The sequence below is a fragment of the Rhodococcus erythropolis NBRC 15567 genome (assembly GCF_001552595.1).
GTDB classification, from domain to species: Bacteria; Actinomycetota; Actinomycetes; order Mycobacteriales; family Mycobacteriaceae; genus Rhodococcus_F; species Rhodococcus_F erythropolis.
Map to the genome: position 1 here is coordinate 56315 of NZ_BCRM01000027.1, position 21492 is coordinate 77806.

Annotated in this window: 21 protein-coding genes; 4 read left to right on the forward strand and 17 right to left on the reverse strand. The window is 63.5% G+C overall.

The features are described 5' to 3' along the window. Window positions 1-6 precede the first annotated feature (6 nt). The 4 genes from RE4_RS25850 to RE4_RS25865 form a co-directional block, all read right to left on the reverse strand. Window positions 7-1365 carry a M16 family metallopeptidase gene (locus RE4_RS25850; RefSeq protein ID WP_019748074.1) on the reverse strand — a complete coding sequence of 453 codons (1359 nt, stop codon included), beginning with the start codon at window positions 1363-1365 and terminating at the stop codon, window positions 7-9. A gap of 126 nt (window positions 1366-1491) precedes the next feature. After that, window positions 1492-3762, reverse strand: coding sequence for a polyribonucleotide nucleotidyltransferase (locus tag RE4_RS25855; protein ID WP_020907444.1), 2271 nt, complete (start codon window positions 3760-3762; stop codon window positions 1492-1494). A 438-nt stretch (window positions 3763-4200) separates the two neighbouring features. Next, a complete protein-coding gene (gene rpsO, locus RE4_RS25860; protein ID WP_003942254.1) occupies window positions 4201-4470 on the reverse strand; it encodes a 30S ribosomal protein S15 in 270 nt (89 codons plus the stop codon). 196 nt (window positions 4471-4666) lie between these two features. Further along, window positions 4667-5647 (reverse strand): bifunctional riboflavin kinase/FAD synthetase, encoded by a 981-nt coding sequence (locus tag RE4_RS25865; RefSeq protein WP_019748071.1) that lies wholly within the window; start codon window positions 5645-5647, stop codon window positions 4667-4669. A 117-nt stretch (window positions 5648-5764) separates the two neighbouring features. Between RE4_RS25865 and RE4_RS25870 the strand changes: the two genes are divergently transcribed. Then, window positions 5765-6511, forward strand: a complete 747-nt coding sequence (locus RE4_RS25870; RefSeq protein ID WP_019748070.1) for a metal-dependent transcriptional regulator — start codon at window positions 5765-5767, stop codon at window positions 6509-6511. A 10-nt stretch (window positions 6512-6521) separates the two neighbouring features. Here the strand turns inward: RE4_RS25870 and RE4_RS25875 are convergent, their stop codons facing one another. The 12 genes from RE4_RS25875 to rimP all read right to left on the reverse strand — a co-directional run bounded on the left by RE4_RS25875 (window position 6522) and on the right by rimP (window position 18090). Continuing rightward, window positions 6522-6998 (reverse strand): GNAT family N-acetyltransferase, encoded by a 477-nt coding sequence (locus RE4_RS25875; protein WP_047889313.1) that lies wholly within the window; start codon window positions 6996-6998, stop codon window positions 6522-6524. Continuing rightward, window positions 6995-7915 carry a tRNA pseudouridine(55) synthase TruB gene (gene truB / locus RE4_RS25880; protein ID WP_020907442.1) on the reverse strand — a complete coding sequence of 307 codons (921 nt, stop codon included), beginning with the start codon at window positions 7913-7915 and terminating at the stop codon, window positions 6995-6997. Before truB ends, RE4_RS25875 begins: the two co-directional genes overlap by 4 nt. Before the next feature lie 24 nt (window positions 7916-7939). Beyond that, window positions 7940-8599, reverse strand: coding sequence for a 4'-phosphopantetheinyl transferase family protein (locus tag RE4_RS25885; protein ID WP_003942126.1), 660 nt, complete (start codon window positions 8597-8599; stop codon window positions 7940-7942). A 13-nt stretch (window positions 8600-8612) separates the two neighbouring features. Further along, window positions 8613-9536, reverse strand: coding sequence for a metallophosphoesterase family protein (locus RE4_RS25890; RefSeq protein ID WP_003942180.1), 924 nt, complete (start codon window positions 9534-9536; stop codon window positions 8613-8615). Next, window positions 9521-10924: an MATE family efflux transporter gene (locus RE4_RS25895; protein ID WP_020969403.1), complete on the reverse strand. Its 1404-nt coding sequence runs from the start codon at window positions 10922-10924 to the stop codon at window positions 9521-9523. The genes RE4_RS25890 and RE4_RS25895 overlap by 16 nt, the downstream gene beginning before the upstream one ends. Before the next feature lie 10 nt (window positions 10925-10934). After that, complete coding sequence (locus RE4_RS25900) at window positions 10935-11927, reverse strand: DHH family phosphoesterase (protein WP_060939625.1); 993 nt, start codon at window positions 11925-11927, stop codon at window positions 10935-10937. 12 nt (window positions 11928-11939) lie between these two features. Continuing rightward, window positions 11940-12419, reverse strand: a complete 480-nt coding sequence (gene rbfA / locus RE4_RS25905; RefSeq protein WP_003942248.1) for a 30S ribosome-binding factor RbfA — start codon at window positions 12417-12419, stop codon at window positions 11940-11942. A 277-nt stretch (window positions 12420-12696) separates the two neighbouring features. After that, window positions 12697-12987 carry a DUF503 domain-containing protein gene (locus tag RE4_RS25910; protein WP_003942205.1) on the reverse strand — a complete coding sequence of 97 codons (291 nt, stop codon included), beginning with the start codon at window positions 12985-12987 and terminating at the stop codon, window positions 12697-12699. A 113-nt stretch (window positions 12988-13100) separates the two neighbouring features. Beyond that, window positions 13101-15938, reverse strand: a complete 2838-nt coding sequence (gene infB / locus RE4_RS25915) for a translation initiation factor IF-2 (protein WP_060939626.1) — start codon at window positions 15936-15938, stop codon at window positions 13101-13103. Window positions 15939-16046: 108 nt separating this feature from the next. Then, a complete protein-coding gene (locus RE4_RS30825) occupies window positions 16047-16397 on the reverse strand; it encodes a YlxR family protein (RefSeq protein WP_019748063.1) in 351 nt (116 codons plus the stop codon). Window positions 16398-16441: 44 nt separating this feature from the next. Further along, window positions 16442-17473, reverse strand: coding sequence for a transcription termination factor NusA (gene nusA, locus RE4_RS25920; RefSeq protein WP_003942738.1), 1032 nt, complete (start codon window positions 17471-17473; stop codon window positions 16442-16444). Beyond that, window positions 17470-18090 (reverse strand): ribosome maturation factor RimP, encoded by a 621-nt coding sequence (rimP, locus tag RE4_RS25925; protein ID WP_020907437.1) that lies wholly within the window; start codon window positions 18088-18090, stop codon window positions 17470-17472. Before rimP ends, nusA begins: the two co-directional genes overlap by 4 nt. A gap of 232 nt (window positions 18091-18322) precedes the next feature. Between rimP and RE4_RS25930 the strand changes: the two genes are divergently transcribed. Together RE4_RS25930 and RE4_RS25935 are read left to right on the forward strand one after the other, a co-directional pair. Next, a complete protein-coding gene (locus RE4_RS25930) occupies window positions 18323-18808 on the forward strand; it encodes a hypothetical protein (RefSeq protein WP_020969399.1) in 486 nt (161 codons plus the stop codon). Next, window positions 18805-19260, forward strand: a complete 456-nt coding sequence (locus RE4_RS25935) for a ferritin-like domain-containing protein (RefSeq protein ID WP_020907435.1) — start codon at window positions 18805-18807, stop codon at window positions 19258-19260. Before RE4_RS25930 ends, RE4_RS25935 begins: the two co-directional genes overlap by 4 nt. 55 nt (window positions 19261-19315) lie before the next feature. On the opposite strand, the gene RE4_RS25940 is transcribed toward RE4_RS25935, so the two are convergent. Then, window positions 19316-20740 (reverse strand): MFS transporter, encoded by a 1425-nt coding sequence (locus RE4_RS25940; protein ID WP_020969398.1) that lies wholly within the window; start codon window positions 20738-20740, stop codon window positions 19316-19318. An 85-nt stretch (window positions 20741-20825) separates the two neighbouring features. Between RE4_RS25940 and RE4_RS25945 the strand changes: the two genes are divergently transcribed. Then, window positions 20826-21461: a TetR/AcrR family transcriptional regulator gene (locus tag RE4_RS25945; RefSeq protein WP_020969397.1), complete on the forward strand. Its 636-nt coding sequence runs from the start codon at window positions 20826-20828 to the stop codon at window positions 21459-21461. Window positions 21462-21492 lie beyond the last annotated feature (31 nt).

Genomic DNA, 21492 nt, shown 5'->3' on the forward strand with positions numbered 1-21492 from the left:
TTCGAACTACTTGCCCACGATCCCGCGTACCGACGCAGGGAGGTCACGAACCCGCTTGTACGGGCCGACGACGGCGGCCGCAAACGGCCTGGTCAAGAGCACTTGCGCCACCTCGAGAACTTCTTCGGAGGTGACTGCGTCGATGGTCGCGAGCGTCTGCGCAACACTGCGATGGTTGCCGTAATTCAGTTCACTGCGACCGATACGGTTCATGCGTGAACCTGAATCTTCCAGTGCCAGAACCAATCCGCCGCGCAGCGATCCCTTGGCGCGGGCGATCTCGGCATCGGTGATTCCGTCCGTCGCCACGTTCGCAAGTACCTCGCGGATCACTGTGGCAACCTCCCCGAGGTTCTCCGGCTGGCAACCCGCGTACACGGAGAACGCTCCGGTGTCCGCGAAGGTGTCTACGCCGGAATAGACGGAGTACGCAAGCCCACGCTTCTCGCGAATCTCTTGGAACAGACGAGAACTCAGCCCGCCGCCCACTGCGGCGTTGAGAACAGACAGGGCCCAGCGATGACCCTCGTGCCGACCGAACGCGCGTACTCCGAGCGCAAGGTGGACCTGCTCGCTGTCGCGGTGGGTCAAGCTCAGTTCAGGCATCGTTCGCAAACGCAGAGTGCCTTCGCGCCGCGGCGCCGGCTTGACTCCACGCTCGAGATGCCCGGCGAAGGCGCGGCGAGCGAGCGTCACAACCTGCTTGTGGTCGACGTTCCCCGCTACTGCCAGCACCATCCGCTGCGGCGTGTAACGCCGAACATGGAAGGAATGCAGCTGATTGCGCGACATCGACTCGATCGATTCGACGCTACCGATGATGGGACGACCGACAGGATGATCTCCGAACAACGCGGTCAGGAAGGCGTCGCCGAGCAGGTCTTCCGGATCGTCGTCTCGCATCGCGATCTCTTCGAGCACTACTTGCCGCTCGACGTCGACATCCGCAGTTCTGCAGCGCCCACGCAGTACGACGTCGGCAACAAGGTCCACCGCCATCGGGAGGTCCTCGTCGATCACGTGCGCGTAGAAACAGGTGTGTTCCTTCGACGTGAATGCATTGAGTTCGCCGCCCACACCATCCATGACCTGCGCGATGTCCAACGCGGTCCGTGACGGCGTCGACTTGAACAACAGATGCTCGAGAAAATGCGCGGCACCGGCCACACTCGGCTGCTCGTCACGGGAGCCGACTCCGACCCACACGCCGACGGAGGCGGAACGCACACCGGGGATGAATTCGGTGACGACGCGCAGGCCGCCGGGCAGGACCGTGCGCTGCACTCCCGATTCAGGAGTCGCATCGATCGGCGATTTCAGCACAGCGCTGCGGCTGCGCGTGGTGTTGGGAGTGGTCTTTGCCATGAAAAGGTTCAGCAGTCCTCGGTGCAAGTGTTGAATCAGGTATCTACAGGCTCGTGTCTACAGACAGTACAGATGCGGCCCCGCACGGAAATCCGCGCGGGGCCGCATCAGAGTACGAAGTGAGATCTACTCGGAAGCAGCCTCGTCGGCGGCCGGAGCGGCAGCCTCGTCGTTGCCCTCTTCGACCGGGATCAGCGAGATCTTGCCACGTGCATCGATGTCGGCGATCTCGACGCGGATCTTGGATCCGACGTTGACCACGTCTTCGACCTTGGCAATGCGCTTACCGCTGCCCAGCTTCGAGATGTGCACCAGTCCGTCGCGTCCCGGCAGGAGCGAAACGAAGGCACCGAAGGCGGTGGTCTTGACGACCGTGCCCAGGAACCGTTCGCCGACCTTGGGGAGCTGCGGGTTGGCAATGGCGTTGATCATGTCGATCGCGGCCTGTGCAGACGGTCCATCGGTGGCGCCGACGAACACGGTGCCGTCGTCTTCGATGGAGATGTTGGCACCGGTCTGCTCGGTGATGGAGTTGATCATCTTGCCCTTGGGGCCGATGACCTCACCGATCTTGTCGACGGGGACCTTGATGGCCGTCACGCGGGGAGCGAACGGGCTCATCTCGTCCGGGGTGTCGATGGCTTCCGCCATGACCTCGAGGATCGTGGTCCGTGCATCCTTCGCCTGCGAGAGTGCACCGGCAAGAACCTGCGACGGGATGCCGTCGAGCTTCGTGTCCAACTGCAGGGCCGTGACGAAGTCCTTGGTGCCTGCGACCTTGAAGTCCATGTCGCCGAAGGCGTCTTCGGCGCCGAGGATGTCGGTCAGAGCGACGTAGCGGGTTTCACCGTCGACCTGGTCGGAGACCAGACCCATGGCGATACCGGCAACCGGAGCGCGAAGCGGCACACCGGCGTTGAGCAGTGCGAGCGTGGACGCGCACACCGAGCCCATCGAGGTGGAACCGTTGGAGCTCAGAGCTTCGGAGACCTGGCGAATCGCGTACGGGAACTCTTCGACGCTGGGCAGAACCGGCATGAGAGCGCGCTCGGCGAGTGCGCCGTGACCGATTTCGCGGCGCTTCGGCGAACCGACGCGACCCGTCTCACCGGTGGAGTACGGCGGGAAGTTGTAATGATGCATGTAGCGCTTGGTGGTCTCGGGACCGAGCGAGTCGACCTGCTGAGCCATCTTGACCATGTCGAGAGTGGTAACACCCAGGATCTGGGTCTCGCCGCGCTCGAACAGTGCGGAGCCGTGTGCGCGCGGGATGATCGCGACCTCGGCGGACAGCGAACGGATGTCCGTGACGCCGCGGCCGTCGATGCGGAACTGATCGCGCAGGATGCGCTGGCGAACCAGCTTCTTGGTGAGCGAGCGGAACGCTGCTCCCAGTTCCTTCTCGCGGCCTTCGAAGTTGGGTGCAACCTGCTCGAGAACCTCGACCTTGACCTCGTCGGTCTTGTCGTCGCGTTCCTGCTTGCCGGCGATTGTCAGTGCGGCATTGAGCTTTTCGGACGCAGCAGCCTCGACGGCAGCAAAAACGTCGTCCTGGTACGCCGGGAAGACCGGGTAGTCACCCGTGGGCTTTGCAGCCTTGGATGCCAGTGCTGCCTGAGCAGCGCACAGGCGTGCGATGAACGGCTTGGCGGCCTCGAGGCCTTCGGCAACGATGGCCTCGGTCGGTGCCTGAGCGCCGTCGGCGATCTTCGCGATGACGTTGTCGGTGGCCTCGGCCTCGACCATCATGATCGCTACGTCGGCGTTGTCACCGCTGCCGGACACGACGCGGCCGGCTACGACCATGTCGAAGACGGCGTTCTCGAGCTGATCGACCGTCGGGAATGCAACCCACTGGCCGGCCTTGTTGTCCTCGGAGACGATGAGTGCAACACGCACGCCACCGACGGGTCCGGAGAACGGCAGGCCCGCGATCTGCGTCGACGCGGAAGCGGCGTTGATGGCCACGACGTCGTACAGATCCTGCGGGTTGAGGCTCATGACCGTGACGACGACCTGGATCTCGTTACGGAGACCGTCGACGAAGGACGGGCGCAGCGGCCGGTCGATGAGGCGGCAGGTCAGGATCGCGTCGGTGGAGGGGCGTCCCTCACGACGGAAGAACGAACCGGGGATGCGGCCCGCTGCGTACATACGCTCTTCGACGTCCACCGTCAGGGGGAAGAAGTCGAAGTGCTCCTTGGGGTGCTTGCTGGCGCTCGTGGCGGACAGCAGCATGGTCTCGTCGTCCAGGTAAGCAACGACGGCACCGGCGGCCTGCTGAGCAAGGCGTCCGGTCTCGAAACGGATGGTGCGGGTACCGAAGGACCCGTTGTCGATCACGGCGGTAGATTCGAACACGCCTTCGTCGACCTCTACTACGGAATTCTCTGTCATTCTTTTCTCTTCACTTCCCTCTCGTCTTCGCCGTACCCGCGCGGGCGTTTCCACCCTCCTGGTGGAAACTGCGCACCGAGGGACGTCCCCCTCTTGAATTGCAGACGCTCCTTGCGATGCGAGCGATTTCTGCTTCGGGACGTCACGACGTTCGGGCGGCCGTCGATCGAAGTCCGCCGGAGCTTTCGGGCACTTGCCCGGTCCGGAGAACCACTACCGACAACCGACACCACGTTCTCTGGTGCATACGGTGTGCTGGCGGCGCCCTGCACAACTGTGCGTAGACAACTGTGCATAGCGCCGACAGCGGAAACTGCCTTGCGGCAGCTAACGCCGAAAGCCAGCGAAGCCCAGTATATGCGTGGCTTCGCCGGCTAACGGAGTGTTCGGCAAACCGAAGCGTGCCGTGTTGCTTTCGATCAGCGTCGTGAGAAAAATCTAGCGACGCAGGCCGAGACGCTCGATGAGCGTGCGGTAGCGAGCGACGTCAGTCTTTGCCACGTACTTCAGCAGACGACGACGGCGACCGACCATCAAGAGCAGTCCACGACGCGAGTGGTGGTCATGCTTGTGGGTCTTGAGGTGCTCGGTGAGATCGGTGATGCGCTTGGTGAGCATTGCCACCTGAGCTTCGGGCGATCCCGTGTCGGTCTCGTGCAAGCCGTACTCGCCGAGAACGACCTTCTTTTCTTCCGTGGTCAATGCCACTTGATTCACTCCTGTGATGACGTTTGCGTGAAAGGAACTAGATCGGTGCGGCCACCGCAAACCGCAGCACGCACCGAGAGAAGATCCTACCAGCAGCAATGAGGCGCTTTCGCCCACCTGGAGCGAATGTGGCCGCCGCCACTAGTGCGGGACGAGTTCAACCCACTCTGCGCTCAACCCACGCTGCGCTCTGCGCTCAACCCACGCTGCGCTCTGCATCCTCACTCAGGATTTGGCGTGCGCGTTCGACGTCTCGGTTCATCGCCGTGATGAGCGACTCGATCGAGTCGAACTTCTCCATGCCCCGAATCCGCGAAACCAGGTCGACAGCGACGTGTTGTCCGTACAGGTCTGCTTCGGTGTCGAGAACGTACGCCTCGACGGTTCGGGTCCGGCCGGAGAAGGTCGGGTTGGTCCCCACAGACACTGCGGCTTGGTATCGACGACCGGGAACGACAGTTCCGAGTTCCTCGCCGGCGCCGAGCACCGTGAACCACGCTGCGTAGACGCCGTCGGCCGGAATCGCCGAAAACATCGGCGGTGCAACATTGGCCGTCGGGAATCCCAACTCGCGTCCACGCTTGTCACCGTGGACGACCACACCTTCGACACGATGTGGACGGCCGAGAGCTTCGGTAGCCGCTTCCATGTCGCCCGCGTCGACGCACGAGCGGATGTAGGTCGACGAGAACGTCACCGCATGCTCGGCCAGCAGCTGGACGCCGTCGACGGCAAAGCCGAAGCGAGCGCCCATCTCACGAAGAAGGTCGACATTGCCGAGCGCCTTCTTGCCGAAGGTGAAGTTGTCCCCCACCACCACCTCGGCAACATGCAGACGTTCGACGAGAATTTCGTGGACGTAGCGCTCCGGCGTCAGCTTCATGAAATCAGCGGTGAACGGCATCACGCAGAACACGTCGATGCCCAGATCCTGAGCCAATTCCGCACGCCGTTGCAGCGTCGTCAACTGGGCTGGATGACTACCCGGCCGCACAACCTCCATGGGATGCGGGTCGAACGTCATCAACACGCTCGGAACACCACGTTTGCGCGCAGCGGTAACCGCTCTCGCTATCAATTGGGCATGCCCACGATGCACACCGTCGAACACACCGATAGTGAGCACACAACGACCCCAATCGGCCGGAACTTCGTCGAGACCACGCCATCTCAGCACGATTGGCAGCCTACGGGTCCACCGGCGGCGGGTCACGTTCGGACCCGCCCAGCGAATCACCGCTGTGCTGCCGCTCACGTACGGAAGTTCCGGATTTCGTAGCCTAAGCTAAGCGTTGTGGCAGCTCACAAGACCGGAACCTCGGAAGCATCATCGACGTCGGATGGCGACAGCACTTCGGCGCACGGCGCGGCAATCGACACGCTCGCACTCTCGTCGGTGGCTCAGGACTACCTCAAGGTCATCTGGACGATCCAGGAGTGGTCCCACGAGCGGGTGTCCACCAAGCTCCTGTCCGAGAAGATGAACGTCTCGGCTTCGACGGTGTCCGAGGCGATCCGCAAACTCTCGGACCAGGGCCTCGTCGATCACGCCCGCTACGGTTCCATCGCTCTGACGGACAGTGGCCGCGCGGCTGCTGTGTCCATGGTCCGGCGCCACCGGTTGATCGAGACCTATCTGGTTCAGGAACTCGGCTACGGCTGGGACGAAGTCCACGACGAAGCCGAAGTCCTCGAACACGCCGTTTCCGATCTGATGATCTCGCGGATGGACGCCAAACTGGGCTTCCCCGAACGTGACCCGCACGGCGATCCCATTCCCGCCACCGATGGTTCGGTGCCGACTCCCCCGGCCCGTCAGCTCAGCGACTTCGCCAACGGCGAGCGGGGCCGCGTTGCCCGGATCTCCGATTCCGATCCCGAAATGCTTCGGTACTTCGATTCCGTCGGCGTCAGTCTCGATGTCGACATCACTGTCGAAGAACGCCGTGATTTCGCCGGAACAGTGTCCGTTCGACTCGGCGACAGCCCCGACACCATCGACCTGGGAAGCCCAGTCGCTCAAGCAATTTGGCTCGTGTAGTCGAGGCCGCTCAGAGCGGCAGACGATATCGCCGTTCTACAGGCCGGACGCCGTCGGTCCGGGTCCAGTCGGCGAGCCTCTCGTCGACGTACACCCAACCTCGACGCTCGTACAGCGCGATCGCCGGCAAAGCGTCCTCGACGACGTCGAGCACCAGTTCCAACTGACTTTCTGCTGCGAAATCCGTGACAGCGTCGAGTAGCGCACCGCTGAGGCCGTTTCCGCGGGCATGGGGATGAACGAACAATCGCGACACGGCAATCGATCCCGCGGTGGTGGGCGCGCCTGCAACCTCGCGGTCGACGGCCACATGACCGACAACACGGCCGTCGCTCTCACCGACCCACGCCTTCACCACCGTGGGCGAACTGAGCCAGCGGTGCGGGTTCTGTGGCCACGTGTTCGGATATCCGTCGCACTCGTGGACCTGTGCCAGCGCATCGACGCAACCGTCGAGGTCGCCGTCGACACGCTCGCGGACGATCACCCGCGAAGCGTCGCCGGTCGCACGACCATCACCGAACTGGCGCGTCGACCCTTCTCCTGCAGAAGCGCAATCGTGTGACCGGTGGGATCGATCGCCGCACAGATCCCCTTCATCCCGATCGGCTCGAGCCAGCGCCCCTGGCTGATCGCCTCGGCTTCCTCCGCCGTGATCTGCCGATGCGGAAAAGCCGTCTGCGCGGCCTGATCGATGTCGAGGCTCACACCCGGCTGATCCGCGAGATCTTCGAGCGTGCGCGCATGTTCGAGAGTGAACGGCCCGACGCGGGTGCGGCGCAATGCCGTCAGATGACCACCGACGCCCAATTCACGACCGAGGTCGCGTGCAAGCGAGCGGATGTATGTTCCGGAAGAGCACTCAACGTCTACATCCAGATCGACGAAGCCACCAGGGACATCTCGCCGAGCCAGAACTTCGAAAGTCGACACCGTTACCGGGCGCGGCGCCAGCTCGACGGTTTCTCCCGCACGCACCAGGGCATGTGCGCGTTGACCGTCGACCTTGATAGCGCTCACGCTTGCCGGGATCTGCTTGATGTCTCCGGTCAGCGTTGCCACGATGGCAGCGATCTCCGCGTCCGTCACCTGCGAAGCGTCTGCGGAAGTCAGGACCTCCCCTTCGGCATCGTCCGTGTCCGTCGCTGCACCGAGGCGAATGGTCGCCGAGTACGCCTTGGTTGTCAGTGCCAGGAGTCCGAGCAACTTGGTCGCACGCTCGACGCCGAGAACGAGGACGCCGGTCGCCATGGGATCAAGAGTCCCGGCATGTCCCACCTTGCGGGTGTTCAACAATTTGCGGCACCGAGCGACCACGTCGTGGCTGGTGATGCCCGCCTCTTTGTCGACAATCAGGATTCCGGCGCCGACAAGACCGGAGGAAGGCTTTTCACGAGCTGACACGTGTGCCGATTCTGCCAGTCGCGCTCACTGCACCGAAATTGCCGTCAGAATGAGCCCGTCCGACACCAACCACCTGCCGTCGAAAGAGGTGAGCGGCGGACCAGACGTCGCCTCACCGGGGACCAGCAGACGCGAGTTGAAAGTTCCGGAAGTTTCCGACTCCGCCTCGAATGTGATGTGGGCGTCCTCGAAACCCAACCAGCGCCCAGTTAGCGGAAACCACGCCTTGTACGTGGCTTCCTTCGCGCAGAAGAGCACTCGATCCCAGTGCACCGGACCGCCGGTTTCCTGAGTGTCCAGCCACGTTCGTTCCGCTTCGATGCTGACCGCGGGCAATACCCCGTCCGGCAGCGGGCCGTGCGGCTCGGCGTCGATACCGAGTGAGCGGACCTGCATGGAGTACGCCAGGACAGCGCCGCGGTAGCCGTCGCAATGGGCGAGGCTTCCGACTACTCCCTGCGGCCAGAGTGGGGCACCACGCTCGCCGCGCATGACAGCGGCAGACGGAACACCGAGCTTGCCCATCGCCTGACGCGCGAGGTGCCGGGTAGTCACGAACTCGCGACGGCGCTTCTCGACCGCGCGGCCGATCAACGCCTCCTCACTGGGGTGCGGAACCAGACCGGGCGGATCCACGAAGGCCTCGGCCGTCGCAACTCCACCGGGAAGAATCTGTTCGATCACGTAGCGATACCTCTCAGCGTCCGGCGCGCATGCGCTCGACTTCGGCTTCCTGCTCCGGCGTGACCTTGAAGTGGCCACCCCACTTGTTGAGCGTTCCCGGCGGGTACTCCGGAACGGGAAGAATCTGACGCAACAACTTCTCCGGCAGTCCACGCCGACGCCATTCGCGCGGGTACCCGAGTGATACTTCCTCGAAGCGGACGCCGTCGTAGTACGTGGTTCGAGGAATGTGCAGGTGCCCGTACACCGAGCACACCGCGTTGTACTTCACATGCCAGTCGGCGGTCGCGGTGGTTCCGCACCACAACGCGAACTCCGGATACATGAGCACGTCCGTCGGCTGCCGGACCATCGGGAAATGGTTCACCAGAACGGTTTTTGTGCCTTCGGGGAGCGCGTCCAGCCGTGCCTGGGTGTATTCGATTCTCGCCCGGCACCACGCGTCGCGCGTTGCATACGGCTGCGGCGAGAGCAGGAACTCGTCGGTGGCGACGACGTTCTTGTCCCGCGCGATCTCGAGCCCGTGTTCCTTGTCTCGCGCGCCTTCCGGCAGGAAGGAGTAGTCGTAGAGAAGGAACATCGGGACGACCGTGACCGGGCCCTCGTCTCCCTCCCACACCGGGAACGGGTCCTCGGGCGTGATGACGTCAAGTTCGCGGCACATGTTGACCAGGTACTCGTACCGCGGCGCTCCGTGAATCTGAACCGGATCCTTGGCGGTCGTCCACAGTTCGTGGTTGCCCGGAATCCAGATGACCTTTGCGAATCGGCTGCGAAGGAGCTTCAACGCCCACCGAATGTCGTCAGTTTTCTCGGAAACATCTCCGGCGAGAATGAGCCAGTCGTCAGGCGAATCCGGGAACAGTTCCTCCGTCATCGGCTTGTTGCCGTTGTGACCGACATGAATGTCGCTCACCGCCATCAGCTTTGCTGCCACGATCCCTCTGCTTCCTCAGTTGAACTTCCGCGCTTCGCCGTCGCCGGACCTGTCACTGCCCACTTGCCGGAAAACGCTCGCCACGACACCGCGACCATCCGAAGTACTACGAACACGGTAAGCCCTGCCCAAATTCCGGCCAGCCCCCAGTCGTAGGCGAGGGAGAGCCAGATCGCGGGCAGAAATCCGAGAACTGCGCAGAGCATGGTCGCGTTGCGCAGAAACACCACGTCCCCGGCGCCGAGCAGAACACCGTCGAGTGCAAACACGATTCCCGCTACCGGCATGATCGCGACGAAGAACCACCAGGCGATCGACATTTGACCGAGGACCTCGGCGTCGGACGTGAAAAGTCCGGGGATCACGGAGTGGCCCGCGGCGAAGAAGATCGCGAGTACCACGGCAAATACCGTCGACCAGGCAGTGATCCGCCAGGTCATCCTCTTCGCCGCGGCTGCGAATCCACCGCCGAGGGCAGCTCCGATGAGCGTTTGGGCGGCGATCGCCAAGGAATCGAGAAGGAGCGAAACCAGGTTCCACAGTTGGAGGACAACTTGGTGTGCACCGACTACGGCTGCGCCGAACCTCGACGCCACCGCGGCCGCCGAGACGAAACACGCTTGGAATGCGAGGCTGCGCAGGATCAGGTCACGGCCCATCAGCATCTGCGCCCGCATGATTGCAAGATGCGGTCGAGCCGAGACCGGTTCACGAAAGAGTGCCCAGGCGAACAGGACACCCGAAACGCTCTGGCCGACCAGATTCGCGACAGCTGATCCTTCGAGTTCCATCCGGGGAGCACCGAGCAAACCGTGCACGAGAATCGGGCACAACACCGCCGAAATACCCAGGCCGACAAGGACGAACCGAAGCGGTCGCACCGTGTTCTGAACCCCGCGCATCCAGCCGTTGCCGGCCAGAGCCACCAGGATGAGTGGAACACCCAATACCGCTATCCGAAGCCAACTTTCCGCAGCCGCCGCAATGTCGGGAGTCCCGGCGACCGCCGAAGTCAGCGGACCCGCGATCACCTGCACGATCACTACCAAGGCCAAGCCGATCGCGGCCGCCAGCCAGGTCGCCTGAACACCCTCGCCCACCGCGTCGCGCTCGCGGCCCGCCCCGTGCAGCCGTGCGGCGCGCGCCGTCGTGCCGTACGACAAGAAGGTCAGCTGCGTACTCACCAACGACAGGATCAGACCACCGACTGCCAATCCGGCCAGCGGAAGCGCCCCGAGTCGGCCGACCACGGCGATGTCGAACAACAGATAGAGGGGTTCGGCCGCCAGTACCCCGAGCGCCGGAAACGCCAGGGAAAAGATTCGACGCCCAGTGACGTCGAAATCAGCTGCCGAAGATCCCGCCGAGGTGGCGTCAGATTCGCTCAATGCCGCGGATTCAGCCGAGTGCCGCGACGAGCGCGGCAACAATCTCGTCGCTGGAAGTGGTCGACGTATATCCGGCCGACAGCCGGTGCCCGCCGCCACCAAGACTTTCAGCGACCGCCGACACGTCGATCGCCGACTTTGCACGCAACGAGATCGACCAGCTTCCGGAAACCGACTCTTTGAGTACTGCGGCAACTTCGGCTTCCGAAGTAGTTCGCACGATATCGACGACGCTCTCGATCTCCTCGGAGCGAAGATCGCCGATGTCACTGCGTCGGATCACCGCGTACACCAGCCCACGGCCGTCCGCGGCTTCCGGGACCAGCACCGCGGACCCGAGTACCGAAGCCAGCATCGGCAACCACCCGAACGGATGGGTGTCGAGCAGCTTTCGCGCAATCGCGTCGCCGTCGATGCCTGTCGCCAGCAAACGCGCCGCGAGCACGTGCGGAAGCGGACCTCCCCACCGGAAGGAGCCGGTGTCGGTGACCAGTCCGGCATAGAGACAGTGCGCGATATCGCGATCGATCGCGACTCCCCACGCATCGAAGAATCGTGCGATGAGCGCCGTCGTCGAAGCCGCGGTTTCGTCGACGACGTTGATGCTTCCGAATTCGGAATTGGAGCGATGGTGATCAAGGACGATCGTGCGATTCGCGCCGGCGAGTCGACTCGCCAACTCACCGAGGCGGCCCTCGCTGCCGACATCCACGGTCACCAGAACATCGACGCTTTCCCGAACATCGGCGGGCGCCGTGAGCAAGTGAACACCAGGGAAATCAGACATCGACTCGGGCAGCGCCGACGGCCGACTGAACGCGACCTGCACCGAAATGCCCCGACGCTCGAGAACGAGACCGAGCGCAAGTCCGCTGCCGATCGTGTCCGCATCCGGCTGCACATGGCAGAGAATTGTCACCGTGTGTGCCGATTCGAGAACCTCGGCCACCTGAGCGAACTTCGCCTCGCAGGGGTCGACGTCCGAAAGTGCGGTGATCGTCATTCTCGGTGCGCGTCAGTCGGCTTCACGAACATCTGGCGACGCCTCGTCTTCGTCCGAAGCCACTCGCGGCTCCTTGTACGGATCTGCATCTCCGGCCGGCTGTGCATTCTCACGCGCCTTGGCGACCTCGTCGTCGGCGGCCTTGGCACGGGCCAGCAGTTCTTCCATATGACGCGCGGTGTCGGGAACGGTATCGGCGACAAACGTCAGAGTCGGTGTGAAGCGAACGCCAGTTCCGGCACCGACCTTCGAGCGGAGAACACCCTTGGCCTTCTCGAGACCTGCGGCGGCGGCTTCCACATCGGGTGCGGAATCGACCTTCTCGCCCATGACTGTGTAGTACACCGTCGCGTCGTGCAGATCGTTGGTGACCTTGGTGTCCGTGATGGTCACGAATGCGAGTCGCGGATCCTTGATCTCGTGATCGATCGCGGTCGCGACGATGGTTCCGATACGCTTTGCCAACTTGCGTGCCCGGGCTGGATCTACCATGACTGTCAGTCTCCTCTACCTGGCCACTCGAATCGAGGTGACTCGATCGATCAAAGTTCTGGTTAACAAGAATTATTACCGACAACAGTCTCGTCCATCGGCTACCCGGCAACCAAATCACCATCGGTAGAGGTCTTCGGCCACAAGCCACCGTGCACATCGAGCTGTGAGTACAGATACCGTCACACTTGGACCCGAGGACACCGAATCCCTTGCCGACCAACTCGATTCGGTACGCCGTCCGGAAGAGTGACTCGCTGACACCGATCGGTGATGCTCAGTCTTCCGGGCCGAAGATTCGCCTTCGCACAGCCAGCAACTGAATCTCCGGACGCTCGGCGACCGCTCGCTCACAATGATCGAGAACATCGTGCAGGTGATCGACGGACGAACTGACCACACCGACGCCCACGAGCGCACGACGCAGGCGTCCCTGCTCCCCCGCCTCCGCTGCACTCACGCCGAATCGACGGAGTTCCGTCAGGATCGGCGACAGCATCGAACGCTTTTCCTTGAGTGAGTGGACATCGCCGAAAAGAATGTCGAACTCCAGTGCCCCTACAAACATTTTCCCCCTAGACAGAGCCGAATGGACTCTTCCGGACTTGTATGTTCAAGTCCGGAAGAGTCCATGTCAGCTAGTACTCACGTGCGTCCGCCCCAACGCCCGTGTCGACATAATCAGTCGCGCGGCTTCTCGCGAAGCTCGTAGCACTCGAGAACGTCACCGATCTTGATATCGGAATAGGTGACGGTCAAACCACATTCGTAGCCTTCGCGAACCTCGGTAGCGTCTTCCTTCTCCCGCTTGAGCGAGGAGATGGTGACCGTCTCGGCGATGACCTTGCTGTCGCGGATGAGACGTGCCTTGGCGTTGCGACGGATGCTGCCCGACGTGACCAAGCAACCGGCAATGTTGCCGATCTTGGACGAACGGAACATGGCGCGGATCTCTGCCTTGCCCAGCTCGACCTCTTCGTACACCGGCTTGAGCAGACCCTTGAGTGCCTTTTCGACCTCATCGATGGCCTGGTAGATCACCGAGTAGTAGCGAATGTCGACGCCCTCGCGGTTCGCCAGCTCCGTTGCCTTGCCTTCGGCGCGGACGTTGAAGCCGATGATGATCGCGTTGGACGCAGCAGCCAGGTTGACGTTGGTCTCCGTGATGCCACCGACACCGCGGTCGATGACGCGCAACTGCACCTCGTCGTCGATCGGAATTCCGAGGAGAGCCTCTTCGAGGGCCTCCACGGTTCCCGAGTTGTCACCCTTGAGGATCAAGTTCAGCTGTGAATGTTCCTTCAGAGCTGCATCGAGATCGTCGAGGCTGATGCGCTTACGACTCTTCGCTGCAAGCGCGTTGCGCTTACGTGCGTTGCGGCGGTCCGCGATCTGACGAGCGATACGGTCCTCGTCGACCACGAGCAGGTTGTCGCCTGCACCGGGGACCGACGTGAAGCCGATGACCTGGACCGGACGTGAAGGCAGTGCCTCGTGGACGTCCTGACCGTGCTCGTCCACCATGCGGCGGACGCGGCCGTAAGCATCGCCGGCAACGATCGAGTCGCCGACCCGCAGCGTTCCGCGCTGGATGAGCACGGTAGCGACGGGGCCGCGGCCACGGTCGAGGTGCGCCTCGATGGCAACACCCTGAGCGTCCATGTCCGGGTTGGCGCGCAGATCCAGGGAAGCGTCCGCCGTCAACAGCACTGCTTCGAGCAGTGCGTCGATGTTGAGACCCTGCTTCGCCGAGATGTCGACGAACATGGTGTCTCCGCCGTATTCCTCGGCCACCAGTCCGTACTCGGTGAGCTGCTGCCGGATCTTGTCCGGGTTCGCGCCTTCCTTGTCGATCTTGTTCACCGCGACCACGATCGGCACGTCGGCCGCCTGGGCGTGGTTGATCGCTTCCACCGTCTGCGGCATGACGCCGTCGTCGGCTGCGACAACAAGGATCGCGAGGTCGGTGGCCTTGGCACCACGAGCACGCATGGCCGTGAAGGCCTCGTGACCCGGGGTGTCGATGAACGTCACGAGACGCTCGTTGCCCTCGAGCTCGGTCAGCACCTGGTAGGCACCGATGTGCTGCGTGATGCCGCCGGCTTCGCCCTCACGGACATTCGCCTTACGGATCACGTCGAGCAGACGGGTCTTACCGTGGTCGACGTGGCCCATGACGGTGACCACAGGCGGACGGGACTCGAGGTCCTCTTCTCCGCCGGCGTCCTCGCCGTAGGTGAGGTCGAAGCTGTCGAGCAGCTCGCGGTCCTCGTCCTCCGGGCTGACGACCTGCACGACGTAGTTCATTTCGCCGCCGAGCAGCTCCAGCGTCTCGTCGTTGACCGACTGAGTTGCCGTGACCATCTCACCGAGGTTGAACAACGCCTGCACGAGTGCTGCGGGGTTCGCATCGATCTTGTCCGCGAAGTCCGACAGCGATGCGCCGCGAGCGAGACGGATGGTCTCACCGTTGCCGCGTGGCAGCCTGACGCCGCCGACTGCGGGAGCCTGCATGCTTTCGTACTCGGCGCGCTTCGCCCGCTTCGACTTACGTCCACGGCGAACTGCTCCGCCGGGACGACCGAATGCACCTGCCGCTGCGCCGCGCTGACCGGGACGGCCACCGCCGCCGGGACGACCGCGGAATCCACCGGCCGGAGCTGCTCCACCGGGAGCACCTGCACCAGCACCGGCGCCGGGAGCGCCGCCGCCGCGGTATCCACCGCCGCCGCCGCCCGGACGACCACCGGGAGCGCCACCGGGACGACCCGGACGTCCGCCGCCACCGGGCGCGGGACGAGCGGAACGAGCAGGCATTGCACCCGGGTTCGGGCGAGGAGGCATGGAGCCGGGGCTGGGACGGGGACCGCCCTGACCCGGAGCCGGACGAGAACCGCCCTGGCCTGCACCCGGACGCGGTGCGCCGGGAGCCGGACGAGGTGCCGGACGCTCGGCGGGTGCCGAGGAGTACGGGTTGTTACCGACGCGAGGTGCCTTCGGTCCCGGACGCGGTCCGCCGGGCTTTGCGCCGGTGGACGGTGCCGCCGGAGCCGCGGGGGCTGCCGGTGCCGGAGCTGCGGGAGCAGCCGGAGCCGGGCGTGCCGGCTGTGCCGGCTTCGGAGCGTTGAACGTCGGGGTGGGGACCGGCGCCGACGGTGCTGCCGGAGCAGCGGCTGCGGGAGCCGCGGGGGCTGCCGGTGCCGGAGCTGCGGGAGCAGCCGGTGCGGGTGCGGCCGGCTTGGGGCCGGGACGCGGGCCACCGGGCTTTGCAGCTGACGGCGACGGTGCGCCGGGCTTTGCCGCGGGGCGAGCCGCCGGAGCGGCTGCGCCGGTCTCGGACTTGGTTTCTGCTCCGCCTGCCGACGGGAATGACTCCCGCAGACGACGGGCGACGGGCGCCTCCACTGTGGATGACGCAGACTTCACGAACTCGCCTTGCTCCTTGAGCGTTGCGAGTAGTTCCTTGCTGGTGACACCGAGTTCTTTAGCCAACTCGTGCACGCGGGCCTTGCCTGCCACTGCTCTCCTCACTGATGAGGTCGAGCAGGAGGCATCCCACAGATGTGGGTCCCGCACGACCTCGGGTTATCGCCGATGGACGTTCATCGTTGGTGCTTCACGGTGTGCTCATGAGTGCTTGTGCCTGTTCTTCTCGAGAGGTACTGCTTTTGTGTGAACTGCGTCGACCAGCTGGTCGACAGCGGACGTGTCCAGATTTCCGGACACTCGCAGTGCTCTGCTGAATGCTCGGCGCCGCTCTGCCAGGCTCAGACAACTCGGATCCAGGTGCAGCCATGCACCTCGACCGGGGAGTCTTCGCGATACGTCGGGGACGAGCGGGGAACCCTCCGGCCCCTGCTCACCAACCACGACCCTCAACAGATCGACAGCCGACCCTTGTTCCCTGCACCCCACACACGTTCTGACCGGCGAACCGGGTTTCACGCGCGCAGAATCCGAGGACTCACGTCGAACCATTGTCCACTCTACCGCCGAACCGTCTCGATCACTGCATTCCACCGTTATCCGTTGGACGTGGCGGGCCGGTCGGACGCGTCGCCAACGGGTGCCGCATCGCTCCGAATGTCGATACGCCAACCCGTCAACCGTGCAGCCAGGCGGGCATTTTGACCCTCTTTTCCGATGGCCAACGAAAGCTGGAAATCGGGCACGATGACACGGGCCGCACGAGCCTCGGGATCGACGACAGTGACGGAGACCACTTTCGACGGGGAAAGTGCGTTGCCCACAAACGTCGCGGGATCTTCGTCGAAGTCGATGATGTCGATCTTCTCCCCCGCAAGTTCGCTCATGACGTTGCGGACGCGCTGACCCATCGGGCCGATGCATGCACCCTTTGCGTTCAGCCCCTGCACGCGTGAGGCAACGGCGATCTTGGAACGGTGTCCCGCTTCGCGCGCGACGTTGATGATCTCGACGCTGCCGTCCGCGATCTCCGGAACCTCGAGTGCGAACAACTTGCGAACCAGGTTCGGATGGGTCCGCGAGAGGGTGATCTGGGGGCCACGGGCGCCGCGAGCAACCCCGACGACGTAGCACTTGATGCGCTCGCCGTGTTCGTAGTTCTCGCCGGGAACCTGTTCTGCGGGCGGCAACAATCCTTCGGCGCCATTGGATTCGCTGCCGATTCGAACGACGACCATCCCGCGAGAGTTTGCACGCGTGTCGCGCTGAATGACACCGCCGACGATTTCACCCTCATGGGTGGAGAACTCACCGAAACTGCGCTCGTGCTCGGCGTCGCGCAAACGCTGCAGGATGACCTGGCGTGCGGTGGTCGCCGCGATTCGACCGAATCCTTCGGGAGTGTCGTCCCACTCCTCGCCGATCATGTTGCCGTCGGCATCGGTGTCGTGTGCCATCACTCGCACCGAACCGGTCTTGATGTTGACATCGATCCGAGCGTTCTGCTTGTGCCCCTCGGTGTGGCGGTACGCCGTCAGCAGCGCGGTCTGGATCGTGGCGATCACAGTTTCGATCGAAACGCCCTTTTCGGCTTCGATCGCTCGCAACGCTGCAATGTCGATATTCACTTGTCGAACCCTTCTTCGTTTTCTACGTCTTCTAATTCTGCTTCGTCGTCTTCGACACTGTCCACGCCCGAGTCATCGGTGAGGTCAACCGCATCCGAGGGAACTGCGCGCCCCTCCGGGATGCCGCCCGCGAGTTCCAACTCCGCCTCACTGGGCTTCGAGAACTCCACCTGAACTACGGCCTTCTGAACGTCGCCCAGTGCAATCTCTCGCACGGTCAGTCCGCCACGGCCGCCGATGACAACCGCCACGGAATCGTCGTTCAACGTTCCGATACGGCCGACCACGGTCTCGCCGGCCAGATCGATACGCGCTTTGCGTCCACGAGCTCGACGCCAGTGACGCTCGAGCGTCAGTGGACGATCGATTCCCGGGGAGGTCACCTCGAGGGTGTACGGCGTTTCACCGATTTCCTCGAGGCTGTCGAAAAGTTCCGAAACGAGTCTGCTGATCTCTGCGGCGGCATCGAGTTCGATCCCGGCATCGCTGTCGACCATGATGCGCACCGCGCTGTGCTTGCCCGCACTGGTCACGACAACGTCTTCGACGTCGTAACCCTGGGCGTGCACGAGTTCGGAGATCAGCTCGATCACCCTCTCCCTGGATGGCACCGGCATCTCGCGAACTCCTCATTTCAGTTGTCGTCGATTGTCCGACTTGTGTCGACTGTCGACGTGGGCGGCTGCGAGCATGAAAAGACACCAGGTGCCTCATGCTGCAAGCATCCAAGAGTACCGCTCATTACGCGTCTCCGTGACCAGAGTGCCCGACGCACGTCACACTTGAACACGTGCCGCGGATTCGAACGATCAGCCGACCACCTGGCACGATGGACTGGTGCTGACGCCCATGACTACTACCCCACTCTCCCGGCGGAGTGCGCTCAAGACGGGAACCGCAGCAGCGTTGGGCGCTGCAGCCTTCTCGTTGTCCGCCTGCACCGACAACGGCACAGCGGAGGCGGCTGCAGAAGTCGACCAGTTGACGGCCCAGGCCGAGCGAGCTCGCTCCGACGCGGCAGCCGCAACCGCCGCCATCGCTCTTGCGCCGGACAAGTCGGCATCACTGACCACGATCAGCGCCGAACGCACAGCGCATGCACTCGAACTCGACGCCGAGATTGCGCGAGCAGCGGGCGGCGGCGCTACGACCACTGCGCCCCCGTCGACCTCGGTCGCAAACGCTCCGACGGGCGTCGACACCTTGAGGACCTCGCTTAACGATTCGGCGCGCAGTGCCGCGGATCTCGCTCGCACGATGTCCGGCTATCGCGCGGGCTTGCTCGGTTCGATCAGCGCGTCGTGCTCGACCCAGGTTGCGGTGTTGCTTCCATGATCACTTCGCACACCCGTCGAACTGAGAGTTCTGCCTTGCTGACCGCAATCGAATCAGAGAATGCCGCGATCTTCGCTTACGGAGTGGTTGCCGCGTTTTCGAATCCTGCCCGTGTCAACGAAGTTGCCACACATACAGCCGCGCACCGCGCGCGACGTGATGCGCTGGTTGCCCTGTCGACCGACGCGGGCGAGACCCCGCCGACAGCCGCGGCAGCCTACGAGATCCCGTTCCCGGTGACGGACGCCGTTACCGCGGCACAACTGGCAGCACAGATCGAATCCGACACCGCCGTGACCTACCGGGCATTCGTCGAACAGGTCGATACCGACCAACTCCGCACGTTCGGAATCGACGGCCTGACCGATGCGGCAATCCGCGGCGCCGGATGGCGGTCCGCGCTGGGAACCGCTCCGGCCACCTCAGCGTTCCCAGGGGACCCGGCTTCGTAAACTGCTGTGCGCCTTTATTAACCGCCGGCGGTTAATAAAGGCGCACAGCAGTGGCTCAGGCCTTGCGATGCGAGGGCACGAACCAAGCCGCAACCACGGCCACCAACACGAAGCAACCGCCGACGCGCAGTGCAGGTGTCAGCGCATCTCCGTAGCCCAGCGGCGTGAGCGCGCCACCAGCGGCAAGGAAGACTGCGGTGAGAACCGCGATTCCCAGCGCAACACCGATCTCGCGAAGCGTCGAGTTGGTCGAACTGGCCGTTCCGTGATCAGGCTCGTCCATGTCGACGAGGACAGCCGTCGAACTCGGCGCGAAGGTCAGGCCCATGCCGATGCCCGCCATCAGTAGCGCCGGAACCAGCGAACCGTACGTCACGTCGGGACCGATCAACGCGGCCAACCAGAACAATGCTCCGGCCTGGAGCAGCAGACCGGTCAGCAGAAGTGAACGGAGCCCGACCTTCGGCGCCAGAAAACCGGCGAGAGGAGCGAAGATCATCGGCGCCGCCGTCCACGGAAGCGTCCGCAGGCCTGCTTGGAACGGGCTGTAGCCCATCACGATCTGGAGGTACTGCGACAGCAGGAACACCGCTCCGAAGATCCCGATCGAGAAGGTCAAGCCGATGACGTTCGCCATCGAGAAGCTGCGTGAACGGAACAGACGTAGGGGCATGACCGGATGTGACGTCTTCATCTCGCGAAGAACGAACAGCGCCAACGCGACTGCGGAACCGACCAACGACGCAACCACTCCAAGCGATCCCCAGCCGTCGTCGTTGCCGTGAACGATCCCCCACACCGCCAGAAACACACCGAGTCCGGCGAGTGCGACACCGGGAAGGTCGAGAGGTTGTGTGCGACCGGTCGATTCACGCAACGCATACAACGCGAGAGGAACGGCAACGATCGCAACCGGCACGTTGATCCAGAAGATCCCCTGCCACGAGAACCCGTCGACTACCGCTCCACCGACCACGGGACCCATCGCGATTCCCAGTCCGGAGACGCCACCCCAGACACCGATTGCCATGGCGCGCTTGGCTTCCGGTACGGCTGCGACGAGGAGGGTCAGCGAGAGCGGCATGATCGCGGCTGCGCCCGCGCCTTGAAATGCCCGGGCCGCAATCAGCAGGGCGGGAGTTGTCGACAGCGCCGAAGCGATCGATGCAGCCGTGAACAGCCCGATTCCGAACACGAACATCCGGCGGCGTCCCCACCGATCGCCGAGCGTCGTCGCCGAAAGCATCAGCGTCGCAAAGCAGAGCGTGTACGCATTCATGAACCATTGGAGCTGCCCGACGGACGCGTTCAGTTCCTTCTCGATCACCGGCAGCGCGCTCGTCATCACGAGGTTGTCGAGGGTAGCCATGAACATGGGCAGAGAAGCAGCAACCATCGCTATCGCGATCGGAACCTTACGTCCTCCACTGTTTTCCGACCCGGATGCGGCGTCCGATCCGGACTTCGTCAAAACGGTCATCGTGATTCCTCGATGGTGAAGGTGCCTTAAGGCATCAATTGATTACTTAAGTCGAAACTAAGCTATCCGGTGATAACGTGTCAATATGTCGATCGGTGCAGCTGAACCACGTACCCGCAGGATGAGCGCACCGGAACGTCGCGCACTGGTCCTTGCCGCGGCAACGCGGGCATTTGCAAAGGGCGGATACTCCGGCACCAGCACGGACGCCGTCGCCAAGGAAGCCGGCGTCTCGCAGCCCTACGTCGTGCGCATGTTCGGGACCAAGGCAGATTTGTTCCACGCGGTGTTCACGCGTGCGCTCGACGAAATCGTCCGCACCTTCAACGACAAATTGGACACCGTCACAATCGATCCGAGCAATCCGCAGTTCTGGGCCGAACTCGGATCCGCCTACGGCGAGCTGGTCCTCGACCGGGATCTGCTGCTCGTCATGTTGCACGGCTTCGCAACCAGCACCGACGACGTCGCCGCCGTGTCCCGGACCGCCATGTCCGGCATCTACACCTTGCTGCGCGAGCGCACCGGTTGCACGCCCGAGCAAGCACGCTTGTTCATCGCGAACGGCATGCTGATCAACAATCTGCTCGCAATGATGGCACCCGAACACGCCGAAGAAGATCCGGCCCTCGGCGAACTCTGGGGCAGCGTCTTCAGCGACTCGACTGCAATCACTCTCACCGGCGACGAATCCTCGAGCGAAACCGACACCGTTTCCTGACCGGTCACTGGGAAAAACTACACACATGTGA

Excerpts from the sequence above, each read along its gene's own strand:
- RE4_RS25900 (WP_060939625.1), bottom strand. The coding sequence starts at position 11,927 with ATGACGATCACCGCACTTTCGGACGTCGACCCCTGCGAGGCGAAGTTC.
- rimP (WP_020907437.1), bottom strand. The coding sequence starts at position 18,090 with ATGCCGGTGCCATCCAGGGAGAGGGTGATCGAGCTGATCTCCGAACTC.
- RE4_RS25940 (WP_020969398.1), bottom strand. The coding sequence starts at position 20,740 with ATGACCGTTTTGACGAAGTCCGGATCGGACGCCGCATCCGGGTCGGAA.
- RE4_RS25930 (WP_020969399.1), top strand. The coding sequence starts at position 18,323 with ATGACTACTACCCCACTCTCCCGGCGGAGTGCGCTCAAGACGGGAACC.
- RE4_RS25945 (WP_020969397.1), top strand. The coding sequence starts at position 20,826 with ATGTCGATCGGTGCAGCTGAACCACGTACCCGCAGGATGAGCGCACCG.
- RE4_RS30825 (WP_019748063.1), bottom strand. The coding sequence starts at position 16,397 with ATGGTTCGACGTGAGTCCTCGGATTCTGCGCGCGTGAAACCCGGTTCG.
- RE4_RS25850 (WP_019748074.1), bottom strand. The coding sequence starts at position 1,365 with ATGGCAAAGACCACTCCCAACACCACGCGCAGCCGCAGCGCTGTGCTG.
- RE4_RS25935 (WP_020907435.1), top strand. The coding sequence starts at position 18,805 with ATGATCACTTCGCACACCCGTCGAACTGAGAGTTCTGCCTTGCTGACC.
- RE4_RS25855 (WP_020907444.1), bottom strand. The coding sequence starts at position 3,762 with ATGACAGAGAATTCCGTAGTAGAGGTCGACGAAGGCGTGTTCGAATCT.
- rbfA (WP_003942248.1), bottom strand. The coding sequence starts at position 12,419 with ATGGTAGATCCAGCCCGGGCACGCAAGTTGGCAAAGCGTATCGGAACC.
- RE4_RS25910 (WP_003942205.1), bottom strand. The coding sequence starts at position 12,987 with ATGTTTGTAGGGGCACTGGAGTTCGACATTCTTTTCGGCGATGTCCAC.